Raw genomic sequence first — 16,720 nt, 5'->3', positions numbered from 1 at the left:
GACCTCTCTGATTAAAATATTTTTATCGAAAAAGAATGGAAGGTGCATGGGATGATTACGATCAAGCGGATGAGCGACTGTACGTTTGCCGAAGTGACGAAAGCGTGGAACAGAGGATTTGAGGGCTATTTTATTCCGATTACGATGACGGAAGAGATGATGCTGCAGCGTCTGGCGAACGAGGGCTGTGTAACGTCCTTGTCTGTCGTCGCTTTTGACGGAGACGAACCGATTGGGCTGGTCGTAAACGGACTTAGGACGATTGGCGGTCAAAAAGTCGCATGGAACGGGGGAACAGGTGTCGCCACCGAATATCGCAGGCAAGGGGTGGGCCGTCAGTTGATGGACGCTACGCTTGCGCTGTACCGGGAAGCGGGCGTGGAGGTCGCCACTCTGGAAGCGATGAGCCAAAACAGCAAAGCGATTGCCTTGTACGAGCAAAAAGGCTACGAGGTGATAGACCGCCTCTTGTTCTGGCAACAAAGCGGTTCGCTGCCAGCACAAGCTTTTAACGCGCCGAACCAGTCTGACTACCGGGTCAGAAGCGTGCTGGCTCAGGAAGTGGCGGCTCTGCCGTTTTACGCGGCGGATGCTGCCTGGCAAAACCATTGGCAGAGCTCGCGCGACGGACTGGCGCTGGTGGTGGAGGACAGCAACGGACAGGCAGTCGGGTATGCGCTGTACAAACCAATGCTGAATGAAGCAGGACAGGTCAGCGCGATTGTTTTGCGCCAATGTGCGGCTCAGCCGGGACACAACGATGCCCGCACCATTTTGAATGTCGCGCTCGCCCATGTGTATGCGCCGTATGAACTGGATTGCAAGCGGTCCACGTTCAATTTGCGCGCATCCGAGCGGCTGCTGCTCGAAGTGCTGGAAGCTGCGGGCTTTGGACCTTCGGAAACAGAGCAGGTGTACATGGTCAAGCAGATGGAGGTCGCAGAACAAGTCGGGCAGTGACCGGGCAATTTGCCCGTCAATGCTGGCAGTTGGGGCAGGCAAACACTTTGCGGGAGGAAAGCTCGCCTTTTTCAATCGGCTGTCCGCAGCGCGGGCAAGGCTCTCCCCCGCGGTCGTACACCTGGCAGCGCTCGTCGAATCCGCCTGTCAAACGGTCGCCGCGATACAGCGGCTGGTCCATGTAGCCGCCGAAGCGGATCGCTTCTGCAAGCACCGTCTGCATGGAGTGGTACAGTCGTACTCGCTCTTCGGTCGTCAGCTCGGGAATGCGCCGCGTCGGCAAAATTTTCGCGTGAAAGCAGATTTCGTCCGAGTAGCAGTTGCCGATGCCCGCGATCCAATGCTGGTCGACCAGTGCTGTTTTCAATACGCCGCGTTTTTCCTGGAGCCGTTCGAGAAAACGTTCGAGTGTGAAGTCTGGTGCGAGCGGCTCCGGGCCGAGCGGGGCCATTCGCTCGTCGATCTGGTCAGGCGTTAAAAGGTGCAGATAGCCAAGGCGCAGCCCGTGAAAATAAAGGATGCGCTCGCCAAAAGACAGCGTCACCTGGGCTGTTCGCGCCAGCTTGTCTTCCGCTGTGCCCAAGTAGAGGAAGCCGCCCAGCATGAGGTGCAGCAGCAGGACGTGCCCGCTCTGCAAATGAAACAAAAGGTGCTTTGCGCGCCGTTCGATGAGCGTCAGGCGGTTGCCCTGTACAGTCTGAACAAACTGGGCAGGGGGAATGTTAATCGTCTTTTCCCGCTGGACAGTGGCAGCGGTAATGGCAGCGCCGCCAATTTTTTGATGAAGCAGCCCGCGATACGTTTCCATCTCTGGCAATTCCGGCATCGACATTTCCCCCTTTTATGGAAGTGAATGTATTTTCATAGGATTGCCAGTATGGGCAGTCCGCATGCCAGACCCGTCGCTTTTTGGTGGCGGGTCTTTCGGCATTGTTTTTGCACAAGATTACCAACCCTGTCGGCAAATCGGGTAATATAGTATAAGGGTAAGCCCGAAGCAATTTGGACGGACAGGAGATTACATAATGCAAAAAGTAGAATTGATCGCTACGGCGACTTTTGGACTGGAATCGGTAGTGGCGGAGGAAGTCAAAGCGCTCGGTTACGGCCCGGTTCAGGTGGACAACGGCAAAGTGACGTTTACCGCTGATATTTCGGCGATTCCTCGCGCAAATTTGTGGTTACGAACGGCCGACCGCGTGCGTCTAAAGATAGGGGAATTCAAAGCGACGACGTTTGACGAGCTGTTTGAACAGACAAAGGCCCTGCCTTGGGCTGACTGGATCACGGAAGACGCCACGTTTCCGGTCGAAGGAAAATCGGTCAAGTCGACCTTGTTCAGCGTGCCGGACTGCCAGGCTATCGTAAAAAAAGCGGTGGTGGAGAGTCTGAAAAAGACGTACAAGCGCGACTGGTTTGAGGAAAAAGGGCCGCTGTACAAAATCGAGGTGGCGCTGCTCAAAGATGTGGCGACGCTGACGATTGACACTTCGGGATCGGGGCTGCACAAGCGCGGCTACCGCGGGCTGATCGGCACGGCGCCGTTGAAGGAAACGATGGCGGCGGCGATGATTTTGCTGTCGCGCTGGAAGCCGGATCGCGTCTTCATGGACCCGTTTTGCGGCTCTGGCACGCTTCCGATTGAGGCAGCGCTGATCGGTCAAAACATCGCACCGGGAATGAACCGGGAGTTTGTATCCGAAGCATGGCCTGTCATTCCGAGAACGGCCTGGAGGGAGGCGCGTGCCGAGACGCACGATTTGGCCCGCTACGACCAGAAGCTGGAGATTATCGGAACCGATGTGGATGACGAAATCTTGAAGGTTGCGCGCCGCAATGCCGCCGAAGCGGGCGTAGACGAACAGATTCACTTCCAGCGGATGGACGTGCGCGATGTGCGGACCAAGCGCAAGTACGGCTATCTGATTTGCAATCCGCCGTACGGGGAGCGCCTGGGCGATTGGAAGCAGGTCAGTAGGCTGTACGGCGAAATGGGGAAGACGTTTGCAGCCATGGATACGTGGTCTTTTTACATCATCACCTCGGACGAGCAGTTTGAGGAACATTTCGGGCGGAAGGCGAGCAAAAAGCGCAAGCTCTACAACGGCAATATCAAGGTGGACTACTATCAGTTTTTCGGCCCCAAGCCACCTCGTCAGCCTGTAGTTTCCCTGACCGAATAAACGCAGGAAAAGGGGCATATTGGAGGAGAAGGTTGCAATGAAAAAGAGAACATTTGGGAGCAAGGTGCTCTCTGCCTGTCTGGCGCTGTCTGCGTTGCTGGTTCAGGCAGCTCCGCCATCTTATGCGGCAAATGGGCAGGAGCAGAAGGCAGAAACCGGAAAAGTGGCGCAGGAGACGGTTGCATTTACCGATTTGGGCAACAGCTACGCGCGCAATGCCGTCAATCGGTTGGCCGGGCTGCACCTCATTAGCGGTCAGGGCGATGGCCGCTTCAACCCGCAAGGCACAATGTCGCGTCAGGATGTCGCGGTGTTGCTGGCAAAGGTAGTGGGCTTGCAGCCGAGCCAGATTGAGCAGGCTGTTTTTGCCGACGTACCGAAGGAAAGCCCGTATGCTCCGTTTGTTTACGGTCTTTCCGACCTTGGCGTGATGACTGGCCGAGGCAATCAGACACTCGGCGGCTCCGATCCGCTTACCCGGCAGGAGCTGGCTGTCATCCTGTCGAGATTGATGAAGGCAAGCGGCGTCCCAAAAGCGCCCGCACAAAGCACAGTCGCCTACAGCGACGAAGCGGACATCGCCGACTACGCCAAAGCGGCGGTCGAGGAAGTGACCAACCAGCGCTGGATGCAGGGCGCGGCAGGCAAATTCAATCCGAACGGAACCGTGACCCGCGCGGAGGCGGCTGTCATCGCGGAGCGCGTCCTCGATGCCCGCTACCAGCAAGCGGAGCAGGCCGATTTTACCGTGAACACACCCCGTCTGAGCGTGCTTGCGGGAACGAGCGAGCGGCTGGAAGTAAAGTACACGAAGGGGGACAAGCTGCCTTTTACCCCGATCTTCGCCTTTGATCGCCCTGAGCTGGGTACGGTATTGGCGGACGGAACCTTCGTTGCTGGCCCGACTCCGGGAAAAGGGAACCTGACCGTAACGGTTGGCTATAAAACCGTGACCGTTCCCGTGGAGATCAAGGACGCTGGCAAACAGCCTGTCGCAGAGACGGAGGAATCCGGCTCCACTGGCACAACGGCCCCGCCTGTCACCGCTCCTGCGGACAGTTCGCAAGCGGGGGAGAGCAAGCCAGCGACAGAGAGTGAGAACGCGGCGACTGACCCGGCAACAGCTGCGGATGATACCCAGCAGCCAGCAGAAGAGGAAAAAGCGGTCGTGCCTGCCGAGCAGGACGAGCTGGTCAACATCGCACCGGGCAGCTTCACCTCGGTTGCTACTTTTGGACCGCCGGACTCTTATTTCCAGCAGGTGGAAAAACAGTATCCAGGACCTGTAGGCGGACTGGTCACGCCTTCCGAGGAGTGGACCGGGTACAACCGTCAGTTCGGCCGCAAGGTAACGGTTGCGCTCAACGAAGCAAAGCCGTTGGAGCGGGTTACTTTGACATTCAAGCAGCAAAAAACGTCAGGGATCACCCTGCCGGAATACATGGAAGTCGAAGTGTCCCGTGACGGAAAAGCATGGTCGTACGCCGGACGGGCAGTCCACGACGTTCCTGCTGCCGAGACTCAGGTGGTCGTACGCACACTCGCCGTCACCCTGCCTGATGTGCATACGCGCTATGTCCGGGTATCGTTCCCGGTGAAAGTATTTGCCTTTGCCCGTCAATTGGAAGTATGGGCGAAAAACGAGAGCGACTGGCAGGGGGGAGCGGTGCTGCTGCCGCCGCCAAGTCCGGCGCAGGTGATGGAGGACCAGAAAACGGTACGCCGCGTGGAAAACATGCTGCTTGCCTATTCGGGAGCGTATGGGGAGCGCGGAACGTGGACGAAGGAAGATTTTCTGCCGATGGTCGGCTACCGCACGGCGGACGGCTACATGCGTGACCAGATGTTTGATACGATCCTTTTCCTGCCGTACCAGAACATGCCTGTGACCAAAGAAGGCTGGCGCGGCTACATGAACGACTTGTTCGGCACCGGCAAGCAGCTCGATGCGCTGAACCAGGCGATGCGGGAGTACAACCGCCTGCGCGGTACGCTGTACACGACGCCGACCCAGGAAAATGTCGTGCTCGCCTTGCCGTATCCAAACGCTGCGCAGACGAACTTTGGCCAGATTGCGGACAACAAGCCGTCCTTGTCGTTCAATCCTGCGGGAATCGGGGAGGAACAGGCTTACCTGAACCGCAAAGCGGCGTTGGAGTGGTACTTCCAGGAACTGCTAAAGCGTTGGAATAAGGAAGGGTACACCTATCTGAAGCTGGAGGGCATTTACTGGTTCCACGAGCTGATCGAGGACAGCGCCCCGAAAGAGCGCACCCTCATTCGTGACATGGCCAGCATGGTGCATAACGAAGCGCTGCGTTTTTACTGGATTCCGTACTTCGGGGCGCCGGGCGTGGCTGAGTGGAAGTCGCTGTCTTTTGATTACGCGTTCCTGCAGCCGAACTACTACAGCGACAAGCCTGTGCAGCTCGACCGGATCGAGGGCGTGCTGGATGTCGTCAGCAAGTACGGCATGGGTGTGGAGATCGAGGGAGACGAGCGGATGTACCGCGATCCGAAGTTCTACCAGACCTACTACAACCAGCTCGTAGCGGCCCACAAGCTGGGGATGGACAAAAACAACATCCACGCTTACTACTACGGCTCCAAGACGCTGATCGAGTCAGCGAACAGCAAGGACCCGGTCATGCGTGCCATTTACGACGATACGTACAAATGGATGCGCGGACGTTTTGACCGGGAAGAGTATTTCGAGGCGACTGAGCTTCCCTAGTACAGCAGAAAAAAGAGTCTGTTTTCCCACGTGTGGCGGGAGACAGACTCTTTTTTGTACCAGTCGGTTTCACGTCCGGCCCGAATCGATCATTGATGCAGCAGAGGACTGCCTTTTCCCGAGCGTCTCGCGATAGATCGTGACGAGATCGTGCAGGATGGCTGCTCGCATGGAAAAGAGCTGCGGACATGGATGATGGTAATCTTGACCGTTGGCGCACCTTTTGCCAAACGCAGGGACGCCGGACAGGGCAATCTGCTTTTGCCACAAGCTTTTCAGCGCCGAAAAGTGCCGCCCTGTTTTCCGCTGCAAGCACCCCCAGCCGAGCAGAAGCCACGGATGCTGCCGCAGTTCCTCCAGTGGGGCGATTTGCTGCTCCAGCGTGGTTTCTTTCTTTTCCACCTGTTGCTCGAAGCTTTCGATTGCATCGCGGCAGGAAGGGGTTTGCAAGGAGAACAGATAGTACACATACAAACGCCCTTTCAGGGGACGCTCCGGGTAAACCGCTTCCGTAAACCGGAAAAACTGTTCCATCGTCGGATCGGGCTTGATCTGTCCCATGATCGCGTGCCCAGCCGCGGGCCTTGTCTGAAAGAGAGCTGCCGACCCAGGGTTGAGCAGCAGGCAACTGCCCAGTGAGCGGGACTCTGAGGCGTCTCCCCACTGGATGTACGTCGACGTGCGGTACTGATGTCCCCGCTGCTTGCGGAATGCAGCATATGCTTTCGGGTGGTTCATGCCTGCTCCCTCCTTGGACAGCTTTTCTACTACCCACTCTATGCAAAAAGGGAGCTTTTATTCTGTACAGGCTGCACGCCGTCCCAGAGCTAATCCTGGTTAGCCTGTCTGGCGGGGATCATGCGGAACAAGACGACATACAAGTAGGCACTGAGCAGGGTAACGCCGAGTATCACGCTGAACACTCCCAGAGGGGAAAGCCATTGGGACAGCCCGATCGTCAGCGGGGCGATGAAGCGCCCGATGGAAAACTGCAGCGAGGAAGCCCCCATGTACTGACCGCGCGCGTCTTCCGGCGAGTATTTGCTGATGAAGCTTTGCGCAACCGGTGTGCGGATCAGCTCGCCCAAGGTCAGTACGCCCATACAGACGAACAGCAGCCAAATATTTGTGGTAAAGGCCATGAAAAACATGCCGAATCCGTACAGGACAGACGAAAGCACAAGACTGTTGCGGTCGCTCCAGGTCTGAAACCAGCGCGTGACAGGCAGAGTGAACAGAACGACGAGCAGGCCGTTTAGTCCCATCAGCCAGCCGAATGCGCTCGTGCCCCCGATCGACAGCTTCCAGTCGCCCCAGGACAGGAGCGTCTGGTCAAAGACGTGTTCTTTGACATACAAAGCCATGTACATATCAAGCTGCATGAAGGCGAAAGCGATCAAGATGCCTGCGACGATGTAGAGGGCGAAAACCTTGTCGCGGAAAATAATCGCATAGCTTTTGAATTGCTGGGCCAGGGAGAAGCGTTCCTGGGCTTTTTCCTGGCGAATGTGATCGGGCAGCGTTTCTTTTATCAGGAAAAAGAGGGCGACCGCAAACAGAAACTCGATGATCGTACAGACGAGCAACAGCTCCGAGCGGTAATGGACGAAAAAGAACGAGCCGAGAACAGGGCCAGCTACAACCCCGATGTTCATCGCGGTGTAAAACGTGGCGAACACGATCCGGCGGTCTTCCTCTGTCGTCAGGTCGGCGACCATGGCCGAGCTGGCCGGCCAGTAAAGCGCCCCGGCAATCCCGATCCCGATAAACGCGATATAGTCAATCCACGGCGATGGGGAGAAAGCAAACAGGGCAAACATCGACGTCGACATACAGAGCGAGAGCAGCATCGTAAATCGCCGCCCGGCCCGGTCAGCCAAATAGCCCCCGAACAGATTGGACAGCATGCCGAGCAGCGGCGGCACCATCAGCAACAGCCCGGCTACGTCCTTGCCGAACGTATCGCTGAAGTACAGCGCCATAAACGGAAAGTACATCCAGAAAAAAGTATGGGTAATCAGTTCGCCAAACAGACGCACCTTTAAGTTCAAATCCCACGAACGCCATTGCATGATACAAATTCCTCCATTCCTTTTTACGTGCAAATCATCAGCAGGTGCCGTGACCGCGCATTTTCCCGTAAAAGGACAAGGCGGCTGCGCTTTTTGCCAAACATCTCGATGCACGGCTCTTCGCGGGTTTTTCCACAACAAAAAGCGCAAACGGCTGTAGAGACAGTGCTCTTTTCCGCTTGCGCTTGATCGGATACAAGGGTGGTGGGAAAGCCGAAAAATCGGGGAGCAAAGAAAGGCTTTGTGCCCACGAAAAAAGGGTACAAAAAGCCAACGACTCACACCGCATATCGGCACCCGCCAGTCATATCGGGAAAAAGACGGAAGCGGTTCAGGCATCCTGCAGTATCAAACGATAGATAGGGTTGGTTTTGGTAAGAGGCCGGGCCTCTTTCGCAAAAGGCCCTACCTAAGCAGTGATAACTACAGAAAACACCATGAACTCAGCACTCCCGTCTTTTCAAAATATTTGAATAGGTAAACTCTTGTTGATTAGAATACTCTATGGGGATGATTTTAGGCAAGAGAAATTTTTGCTTTTATTGGAATTGTACCAAAACGTGGGGATTTGCCGTCCTGTTGCGCGTTCGCGGGTGATAGGACCGGCAGGACGAGCCGGAAAGAGGCGGAGCCTGATTGAAAAAGTGCCGCCTATTCGGTAAAATATTTTTTATTAAATTCATGATGAAAACGGGGGAAATTGCATGTTGGACACGCGAATTGTCAAGCTGGCAGAAAATCTGCTCAGTCATTCCGTGCGGTTGCAGGAGAAGGAAACGCTGTTGATTGAAGTGCGCGGGGAAGGCCACGCGCTGGCAAAAGAGCTGGTCAAGCAAGCGTACGCCAAGGGAGCCTATCCGTTTGTGCGGGTTCTCGACATGCAAATCCAGCGGGAGCTGATGATGGGAACAAGCGCAGAGCGGGCGACCCATCTGGCCAAGTGGGAAGAGCCGATGTACAAGGATCTCGATACGTACATCGTTATCAACGGACCGTCCAACGACAGCGAAATGTCAGACGTGCCGGTAGACCGTCGCCGCGCCCACCTGAGCGTGATGCAAGAGCTGAACGATTACCTCGTATCGAATGTGCGCTGGACGCTGCTCAACTACCCGACAGCAGCAATGGCTCAGAGTGCCAACATGTCTACTGAGGCGTTCGAAGACTTTTACTTCGATGTCTGTTCCCTGGACTACAAAAAGATGCACGAGGCATTCCTCCCATTGAAACAACTGATGGACCGCACGGACAAAGTGCGTCTGGTCGGGCCGGGAACCGACCTGCGCTTCTCGATCAAGGACATCCCGAACGTCATCTGCTCGGGACTGCGCAACATTCCGGACGGCGAAATCTTCACCGCCCCTGTGCGCGACTCGGTGAACGGCAAAATTACGTTCAACACAGCGACCAGCTACATGGGCACCCGGTTTGAAAATGTCAGCCTGACGTTTGAAAACGGCAAAATCGTAGAAGCGACCGCCAACAACACCGAGAAGCTCAACCAAATTTTTGACACGGACGAAGGCGCACGGTACATCGGCGAGTTTGCCATCGGCGTACACCCGTACATTTTGCATCCGATGAACGACATCCTGTTCGACGAGAAGATTGCGGGCAGCTTCCACTTTACGCCAGGCCGCGCGTATGAAAATGCGGACAACGGCAACCGTAGCCAGATTCACTGGGACATGGTGAATATCCAGCGCCCTGAGTACGGCGGCGGTGAAATCTGGTTTGATGACGTCCTGATTCGCAAGGACGGTCTGTTTGTCCTGCCTGAGCTGCAAGGGCTGAACCCGGAAAATCTGAAAGGATAACAATGAGCTTGCACAAGCCATCATGCAAAAGAGCATGGTGGTTTTTTTGCAGCGAAAACTTCTGCCAATGGCATGGCGCAGTCAAGCTTTGGAATGCGCTAGCATCTCGCGAAAGCAGAGTGGCTTGCCAGGCGGGCATGTCAGGCGTCCTTTTGTTACAATAGGGAAAAAGCATGGAACAGAGGGATCAGACGTGAGCCGCAAAGACTGGATGGAATACATGGTCAAGGAAGAAGACACCGGAATGAACGTGGAACAAATCGTCCGGCAAAAGCTGAGCGTATCCGGGCGGATGATGCAGCGGCTGACGAGAAGCAAGGGGATTTTGCTCAACCGCAAGCCGCCGTTTTTGCAGCGGCAGGTGAAGGCGGGCGATGTGGTCGCTGTGCGCGTAGCCGATCGACAGGAGCAGCTTCAAGCGTCGCCGCAGCTTGCTGCCCAACCGCTGACAACAGACAGCAAGGTTGTTCCGGTGGACATTTTGTATGAGGACGATCATTTGCTGGTCGCAAACAAACCGGCAGGCCTGATGGTGCATCCCGTCAAGCAGGAGCATCATGAAACATTGTTGCATTCATTGACTGACCTGTTCGCCAAAAGGGGAGAGAGTGTCAGCATCCATCCTGTGCATCGACTCGATAAAGACACCTCCGGGGCGATTCTCCTGGCAAAGAGCAGCTACGGCCATCAACTGGCAGACCGCGTGCTGCGCGAAGGCGGTCTGCATCGTGAATATTTGGCGGTAGTAAGCGGACGGCTTGCGGAGGGGACAGGCACGATTGAGGCCCCAATCGGCAAAGACCCGCGTCATCCGACGAAAAGGCGGGTAACGGACGGCGGAGATCACGCTGTCACGCATTACGAGGTGAAACAGACTTCGGAAGGGATGTCTCTCATCCACGTCTGGCTGGAGACAGGGCGGACGCACCAGATACGCGTACACTTCGCGCATATCGGCCACCCGCTTGCAGGCGATACCTTGTACGGCGGTGCGCGAGGGCTAATGCGCAGACAGGCTTTGCACGCCGCCAGTCTGCGGTTTATGCATCCGCTGCTGGAAAAGGAGCTGGTGGTGGAAGCGCCAGTGCCAGCAGACATGAGGCGGTTGTTGCAGGCTGAATTTGCATAGGGTGTGAGGAAAAAGGACTTTGCCGGAAGTCCTTTTTTTCGTTATGGAGACGAAAGGGAGTTGATTAGCGTAACAGGCCAGACCTCGTCATTCACGGCTCGGTGAATGCTTCGGGAGGCACGTATAACAAAGTAGATGTGCAGGGCTTTGGCAAGAGCAAAGGGGATGTGGAGTGCGAGAAGCTACATTGCGCGGCATGCTGAAGACGTCAGGAGATTGCGAAGTGGAAATGTTCTCGGCAAAAGGGGCATTTACCGTTGGCGGCCTGCTGAATGCAGGGCGGATCGAAGTCTATCTGCACGCCGGCTGTGAGGCAAAGGAAATAGGCGGAGAGTACATCGAGGTCAAAAAAGGCGGCAGCAGCACGCTCAACAAGCTGTTGAAGCACATTTTCAACAGCGCGACCATCCTCTCGGCAGAGACGATTGAAGGCGATGACATTTATTTGGAATATACACGGGCCAAGGTGGTTCGTGGCAAAAACGTTACGATTGGACCGGGCTGCGAGATTGAGCTGGTCGAGTCTGCGGAACAGTTTCGTCTCGACCCTGACTCCGAGGTCAAGCAGCATGTAAAGCGGTGAGGCAAACAGGTGGAAACGATGCAGACGGACAAAAAACAAGCTGGAGAGCTTGTTTTTTTGTTAGGGGGAAAGAAGTAAATTTTTTGTTTACCAGAGCATGCAAGTATTTACATGCATGCATTGTCGAGATATAATGAGCGTGGAAATTACAGGAATGTAAGCAGTTGCTTGCATGGTTGGAGGTGCATTATGGATCACTCATTTTTAGATCAGGCATCTGGAGGGAGGGGAGAGGAGCAGGAGACGCGGGAGAGAATTTTGTCTGCCGCTCGTCAGTTGATGGCACAAAAAGGCTACAAGGGAGCGACGACTCGCAAAATTTCCGAGCTGGCCGGTGTCAATGAGGTAACGATTTTTCGCCACTTCAAAACAAAGGTGGCGATTTTGGAAGAGCTTCTCAAGGACATTCTCGACGTGCGAGAGCAACTGGAGAAGGGGCTTGAGGGCGAGTTCACCAACGTCAAGGAAATGCTTATCACGTATGCGAAGACGTACTACCACTTGCTGGTGGAGCGCAAGGAAATTTTGATGATTTGTCTTGTCGAGGCAGACAATCACCCGGAGGTTGTCAAGCTGTTCAGCAGCCTGCCGATGACGGCCGTGGATGTGCTGTGTGCAAAGCTCGCCGAGTTTCAGGAGCAGGGCCATCTGCCCAAATCGGATCCTTGCACACCAGCCTTGATGTTCATCTCGACATTTTTCTATGCGTTCATGGCCAAGTATCGCGTCGGCCTGGACGTTTCGATCATCAATGACGAGGAAAAGCTGTATGAGCATGCATCTGAGATTTTGCTGGAAGGAATCAAACGGGCGTAATCATCCAAAATCGTGCGAAGGTACATAGGGGCGAAGGAAGTCATGAAGAGAAAATGGCTTGTAACTGTAATGATGATGGGATTGTTGACAACTACAGCATGCAGCGAGCAGCAGCCTGCCGCAGCTCCGCAAAAGGAAGTCAAGCATGTCGTCGTGGAAGCAGTCAAAAAGGAACAGGCGGAAACGGTGTCAGAACTGTCTGGAACGTTGGAACCGCTGGAAGAGGCCGTCGTCTCCTTTGAGGTGGGCGGTCAGCTTGTGGAAATGACCAAAAACGAGGGAGACAAGGTCAAGGCGGGGGAAGTGCTGGCGCGGCTCAATGCACAGGATTATTCACTGCAGGTCGCTTCCTCGAATGCAACGGTTCAGCAGAACGCTGCCAATCTGAGCAAGATCAACAACGGAGCGCGGGAACAGGAGATCATCCAGGCGCGGCTGCAGGTCGAAAAGGCAACGGTCGCTCTGCAAAAAGTGCAGGATGATTTCAAACGGATCGAACAGCTTTATCAGCAAAAAGCGATTTCGCAAAGCGAGTTTGAGACGGCGCAGAACGGACTCACGCTTGCCCAAAAAGATTTGCAAAATGCGCAGCTGGCGTACTCGCTCGTGACCCAGGGGGCGCGTCAGGAAGACAGGGAGCTGAGCCAGGCCACCTACAACCAGGCTGTCATCGCCAAACAATTGGCGGCAAGCACCCTGGCAAAAACACAGCTCCGCTCTCCCATTAACGGAACCATTATCGCCAAGCTCACCTCTGCGGGCAATCTGGTCGGCTCCGGAACTCCTGTGTACAAAGTCGGCAATATCGACACGCTAAAAGTCGTGCTGCCCGTACCTGACCGCGAGATTTCCACCTGGAAGACAGGCGAGATGGTTTCGCTCGATCTGTACGGAAAGAAACGGGAAGGCAAGGTCACGAAAATATACCCTGCGACCAACGAGAGCACCGGAACGATCGGGGTGGAAGTGCAGGTGGCAAACGCCGCCCATGACTGGTTTGCCGGGCAAGTCGTCAAGGCGATCAAGACAGTCAAAGGGCAGGTTGGCGTCTATGTCCCGGTCGAGGCGGTTATCAGCAGAGGCAAAGACGATGCCCATGTGTTCGTCGATGCAGGTGGAACGGCACTGAAAACAAAAGTGGAAATCGGGCAAATTTCCCATGACAAACTGGAAATCAAAAGCGGGCTGAAAGAGGGGGACCGACTGATCGTCAAGGGCGTCGACCGTTTGTTTGACGGCGACCCGATTGAGGTGGCAGGAGGGAACCAGCCGTGATTAAGTACATCGTCAAGAAGCGCAAAATTACTCTGCTGTTTTTTGTCATGGTCGTGCTGGTCGGCTTCCTCAGCTTTTTCCAGCTACCGAAGCAGGAGTCACCTGACATCATCGTCAACGTGGCGACTGTAACGACCATTTATCCGGGGGCGTCGCCAGAGAAGGTCGAGCAGACGGTGACGAAGAAGCTGGAGGAAAAAATTAACGAACTGCAAGGATTGAGTTATATTTCCTCCACTTCTTCGCTTGGCGTTTCCTCCATTATTGTGGAAGCGAAAAGCGACGTGGACCCGAAGCAAAAGTGGGATGAGCTGCGCAAAAAGGTAAAAGACGCAGAAGCAGAGCTTCCGGCAGACGCAAAGCAGCCGATCATCAACGACGACCTGAACCGCACGTTTGTCCAGACGTTTGCGGTGACGGCAGATTCGCGTGAGCAACTGTACAGCATGCGCGACATGCTGAAATCGTGGAAAGAGCAGTTGCGCACGATTCCAGGCGTAGCGGACGTCCAGGTAGAAGGCTTGCCCAAGCAGGAAGTCCACATCGAGGTGGATACGCAAAAGCTGAGCCAATACGGCATTACGTGGAGCCAGGTCATGATGGCGGTCAAACGGGAAAATGAAAAAACCCCGTTGGGCGATTTGACGACTGACAAGCGCACTTATCAATTGAAGCTGGCGGAAAACACGAATGTGGAAGAGTTGAACAACGTATTGATCTCCCGCACACAGGAAGGTTTTCCGATCTATTTGAAGGACATCGGACAGGTGAAGCTGACGACGGAGACAGTCAAAGCAACCTCCTATTACAACGGCAAGCCTTCTGTCTCGGTCAGCATCAATGCGGAGACCGGAAGCGACGTACCATCGCTGCAAAAGCGCGTGGACGAAATGATGCTGACACTGGACAAATCGCTGCCAGCCTGGGCGGAAAGACATTCGATCTACAGTCAGAACGAGCGCGTGGATGAGCTGTTCAGCGATCTTACCCGGGAAATGATTATTGCTGTCATCGCTGTCTTGCTCGTTTGCACATTGGGCTTGAACCTGATTACTGCGTTTGTCGTGGCGCTCGCGATCCCAATATCGCTCGCGATGGGACTTTTGTTTTTGCCGTCGCTTGGCATCACGATGAACATGATCTCGATTGTCTCGCTGATTATCGTACTGGGGATTTTGGTCGATGACGCCGTGGTAGTGAATGACAACATCGAGCGGCGCTTGTCCGTGCTGGGCGAGAAGCCGTTGGCCGCAGCAGTCAACGGTGCCAGGGAAGTGTCCATTTCGATTGTGACCGCGACGTTGGCGACGATTGCCTCGTTTGCCCCGTTGATGTTTTTGAACGGGAACGCTGGCCAGTTCATTCGGCCTGTCCCGGCGATCATTTCGTTGACGATGCTCGCCTCCATGATTATGTCGCTGACGATCATTCCGATCTTCCGGCAATGGTATGAACAGCGGCGCAAAGCAGGTGTGGAAGGGTACCGCAAGCCTGCGGGTCTTTTGGGCAAACAACTGACGCAGTTGACGAGCTGGTACGCAGGCAGGCTGATGCCGAAAATTCTCAAGCGTCCGCTGTTGGCCGGGATGATTGGCGTTTTGATCGGGACAGCCGCTTATGGCTTGATTCCGCTCACCCCTGTGCAATTGTTCCCGAACGATGACCGTCCGCAGTTTCTCGTCGATATTCGCGTCCCGGTCGGAAGCAGTCTGGAGGAAACAGATCGGGTCGTGCGCGGCGTGTCCGACTGGATTATGCAGCAGCATGGAATCGAGTCGGTCGCTTCCTACGCCGGGGGCAGCGCGCCGAAGATGTTTGGCGGCGATACCGCGGCAGGAAGCGGCATCACTGTCGGGCAGCTCGTTGTACGTTTTAATGAAAAGGAAACGAAGATCGAAAACATGCTGGAGCCATGGACGGAAGAGTTTAAAAAGATGTACCCGGAAGCGACCATTTTGCCAAAGCAACTGGAGGCAGGACCGCCTGTCGGCAAGCCGGTTGTAATCCGCGTGTACGGGGAAGACATCGAGACGCTCCGCTCGCTTGCGGCGCAAATCAAAGACCAGGTTGCAGGGATTGCAGGCACTTACGACGTACAGGATGATTTCGGTGTAGAGCGCTATACGCTTGAATTTGTCGTCAACAAAGAGCTGATGGAGCAAAAGCTGGTCAACTACACGGACCTGTCAACGACACTTCGGCTGGTCAGCGAAGGCATCACTGTCAGCGAGTTCGATACAGGCGACGAGTTGATCGACATGAAACTGTTCCTGCAAAAAGGCGAAGAAGACCCTGCGCTGTTGTTCCAGCGTTTGAGCATTGCCAATGCCCGCGGCGAGCTGATTCCGCTGTCGCAACTGGCGGAAGTAAAGCCGACTTTCAGCACGCAGGCGATCCCGCATCGCGATTTGTCGCGGAGCGTCACGATCTCGGCTGACGTCAAAAACCGCACGGCAACAGAAGTGATGGAGGAAATCAAGCCGATGCTCGACAGCATGGCTTTGCCTGACGGATACCGCATTGATATTGGCGGGGAGACGTCGGAGCAGACGGATATTTTTATCGACATGGGCAAGCTCTCCATTCTCGTCGTGTTCCTGATTCTGATTTTGATCGCGATGCAATTTTACTCGCTGTCCATTCCGGTGCTGGTCATGAGTACCGTCTACTTGGCGGTAGCGGGCAGTCTGATCGGATTGTTCGTGACGCAGACGCCGCTTGGCTTCATGACGATGATGGGTGTTATCTCTCTGTCCGGGATCGTCGTGCGCAACGGCATTGTGTTCATCGAGTTCATCGAAGAAGCGCGGCATGCCGGGGCAGAGTTGAAGCAGGCTGTCATTTCGGCAGGGGAGGCGCGGCTCAGACCGATTTTGCTGACCTCGTTTACGGCGGTAGCAGGTCTGATGCCACTTGCCATCTCAGGCGACGTCCTGTTCAAGCCGCTCGCTGTCACGATCATTTTCGGCTTGCTGTTCTCGACGCTGTTGACGCTGATTGTCGTGCCGTCCTTCTACACGGTGCTCGCCCAGCGCAAGCTGAAAAAGCAAGCGGAAAAAGCGGCAAAACGTCCGGATTTGTACGGACCGGAGGCAGAAATGCTGTAAGGAAATCCAGCGGCGGCAGTCTCTCGCGCCTTTTGCGAGGGGCA

At 55.2% G+C, this 16,720-nt stretch carries 12 protein-coding genes; 9 read left to right on the top strand and 3 right to left on the bottom strand.

Annotation, left to right across the window (positions count from 1 at the left end; genetic code table 11):
* Positions 1 to 51 precede the first annotated feature (51 nt).
* Complete coding sequence (locus EDM57_RS00950) at positions 52 to 960, top strand: GNAT family N-acetyltransferase (protein WP_122902907.1); 909 nt, start codon at positions 52 to 54, stop codon at positions 958 to 960.
* Positions 961 to 976: 16 nt separating this feature from the next.
* Here the strand turns inward: EDM57_RS00950 and EDM57_RS00945 are convergent, their stop codons facing one another.
* Complete coding sequence (locus EDM57_RS00945) at positions 977 to 1,786, bottom strand: Fpg/Nei family DNA glycosylase (RefSeq protein ID WP_122902906.1); 810 nt, start codon at positions 1,784 to 1,786, stop codon at positions 977 to 979.
* 199 nt (positions 1,787 to 1,985) lie between these two features.
* Between EDM57_RS00945 and EDM57_RS00940 the strand changes: the two genes are divergently transcribed.
* Both EDM57_RS00940 and EDM57_RS00935 read left to right on the top strand, forming a co-directional pair.
* Entirely contained in the window at positions 1,986 to 3,143 is a 1,158-nt protein-coding gene (locus EDM57_RS00940) for a THUMP domain-containing class I SAM-dependent RNA methyltransferase (RefSeq protein ID WP_122902905.1), read from the top strand.
* Positions 3,144 to 3,180: 37 nt separating this feature from the next.
* Positions 3,181 to 5,877 (top strand): DUF4855 domain-containing protein, encoded by a 2,697-nt coding sequence (locus tag EDM57_RS00935; RefSeq protein ID WP_122902904.1) that lies wholly within the window; start codon positions 3,181 to 3,183, stop codon positions 5,875 to 5,877.
* 69 nt (positions 5,878 to 5,946) lie between these two features.
* On the opposite strand, the gene EDM57_RS00930 is transcribed toward EDM57_RS00935, so the two are convergent.
* Positions 5,947 to 6,615 carry a hypothetical protein gene (locus EDM57_RS00930; protein ID WP_122902903.1) on the bottom strand — a complete coding sequence of 223 codons (669 nt, stop codon included), beginning with the start codon at positions 6,613 to 6,615 and terminating at the stop codon, positions 5,947 to 5,949.
* 89 nt (positions 6,616 to 6,704) lie between these two features.
* Positions 6,705 to 7,949: an MDR family MFS transporter gene (locus tag EDM57_RS00925; RefSeq protein WP_122902902.1), complete on the bottom strand. Its 1,245-nt coding sequence runs from the start codon at positions 7,947 to 7,949 to the stop codon at positions 6,705 to 6,707.
* A 704-nt stretch (positions 7,950 to 8,653) separates the two neighbouring features.
* Here EDM57_RS00925 and EDM57_RS00920 point away from each other — a divergent pair.
* From EDM57_RS00920 to EDM57_RS00895, 6 genes are all read left to right on the top strand, one after another.
* Positions 8,654 to 9,766, top strand: a complete 1,113-nt coding sequence (locus tag EDM57_RS00920; protein ID WP_122902901.1) for an aminopeptidase — start codon at positions 8,654 to 8,656, stop codon at positions 9,764 to 9,766.
* Between the two features lie 193 nt (positions 9,767 to 9,959).
* Positions 9,960 to 10,895, top strand: coding sequence for an RluA family pseudouridine synthase (locus EDM57_RS00915; protein ID WP_122902951.1), 936 nt, complete (start codon positions 9,960 to 9,962; stop codon positions 10,893 to 10,895).
* A gap of 172 nt (positions 10,896 to 11,067) precedes the next feature.
* Positions 11,068 to 11,478, top strand: a complete 411-nt coding sequence (locus tag EDM57_RS00910) for a cell shape determination protein CcmA (RefSeq protein ID WP_425455752.1) — start codon at positions 11,068 to 11,070, stop codon at positions 11,476 to 11,478.
* Positions 11,479 to 11,667: 189 nt separating this feature from the next.
* The gene (locus EDM57_RS00905; protein ID WP_122902900.1) at positions 11,668 to 12,294 is read left to right on the top strand and encodes a TetR/AcrR family transcriptional regulator; all 627 of its coding nucleotides are present in this window, start codon (positions 11,668 to 11,670) and stop codon (positions 12,292 to 12,294) included.
* Positions 12,295 to 12,336: 42 nt separating this feature from the next.
* Positions 12,337 to 13,569 carry an efflux RND transporter periplasmic adaptor subunit gene (locus tag EDM57_RS00900; protein WP_122902899.1) on the top strand — a complete coding sequence of 411 codons (1,233 nt, stop codon included), beginning with the start codon at positions 12,337 to 12,339 and terminating at the stop codon, positions 13,567 to 13,569.
* Positions 13,566 to 16,676 carry an efflux RND transporter permease subunit gene (locus EDM57_RS00895; protein ID WP_122902898.1) on the top strand — a complete coding sequence of 1,037 codons (3,111 nt, stop codon included), beginning with the start codon at positions 13,566 to 13,568 and terminating at the stop codon, positions 16,674 to 16,676. The genes EDM57_RS00900 and EDM57_RS00895 overlap by 4 nt, the downstream gene beginning before the upstream one ends.
* Positions 16,677 to 16,720: the final 44 nt, after the last annotated feature.

Origin of the sequence: Brevibacillus gelatini, assembly GCF_003710935.1 — a bacterium.
Lineage (GTDB): Bacteria > Bacillota > Bacilli > Brevibacillales > Brevibacillaceae > Brevibacillus > Brevibacillus gelatini.
This window is presented reverse-complemented; position numbering and strand designations above follow the sequence as displayed.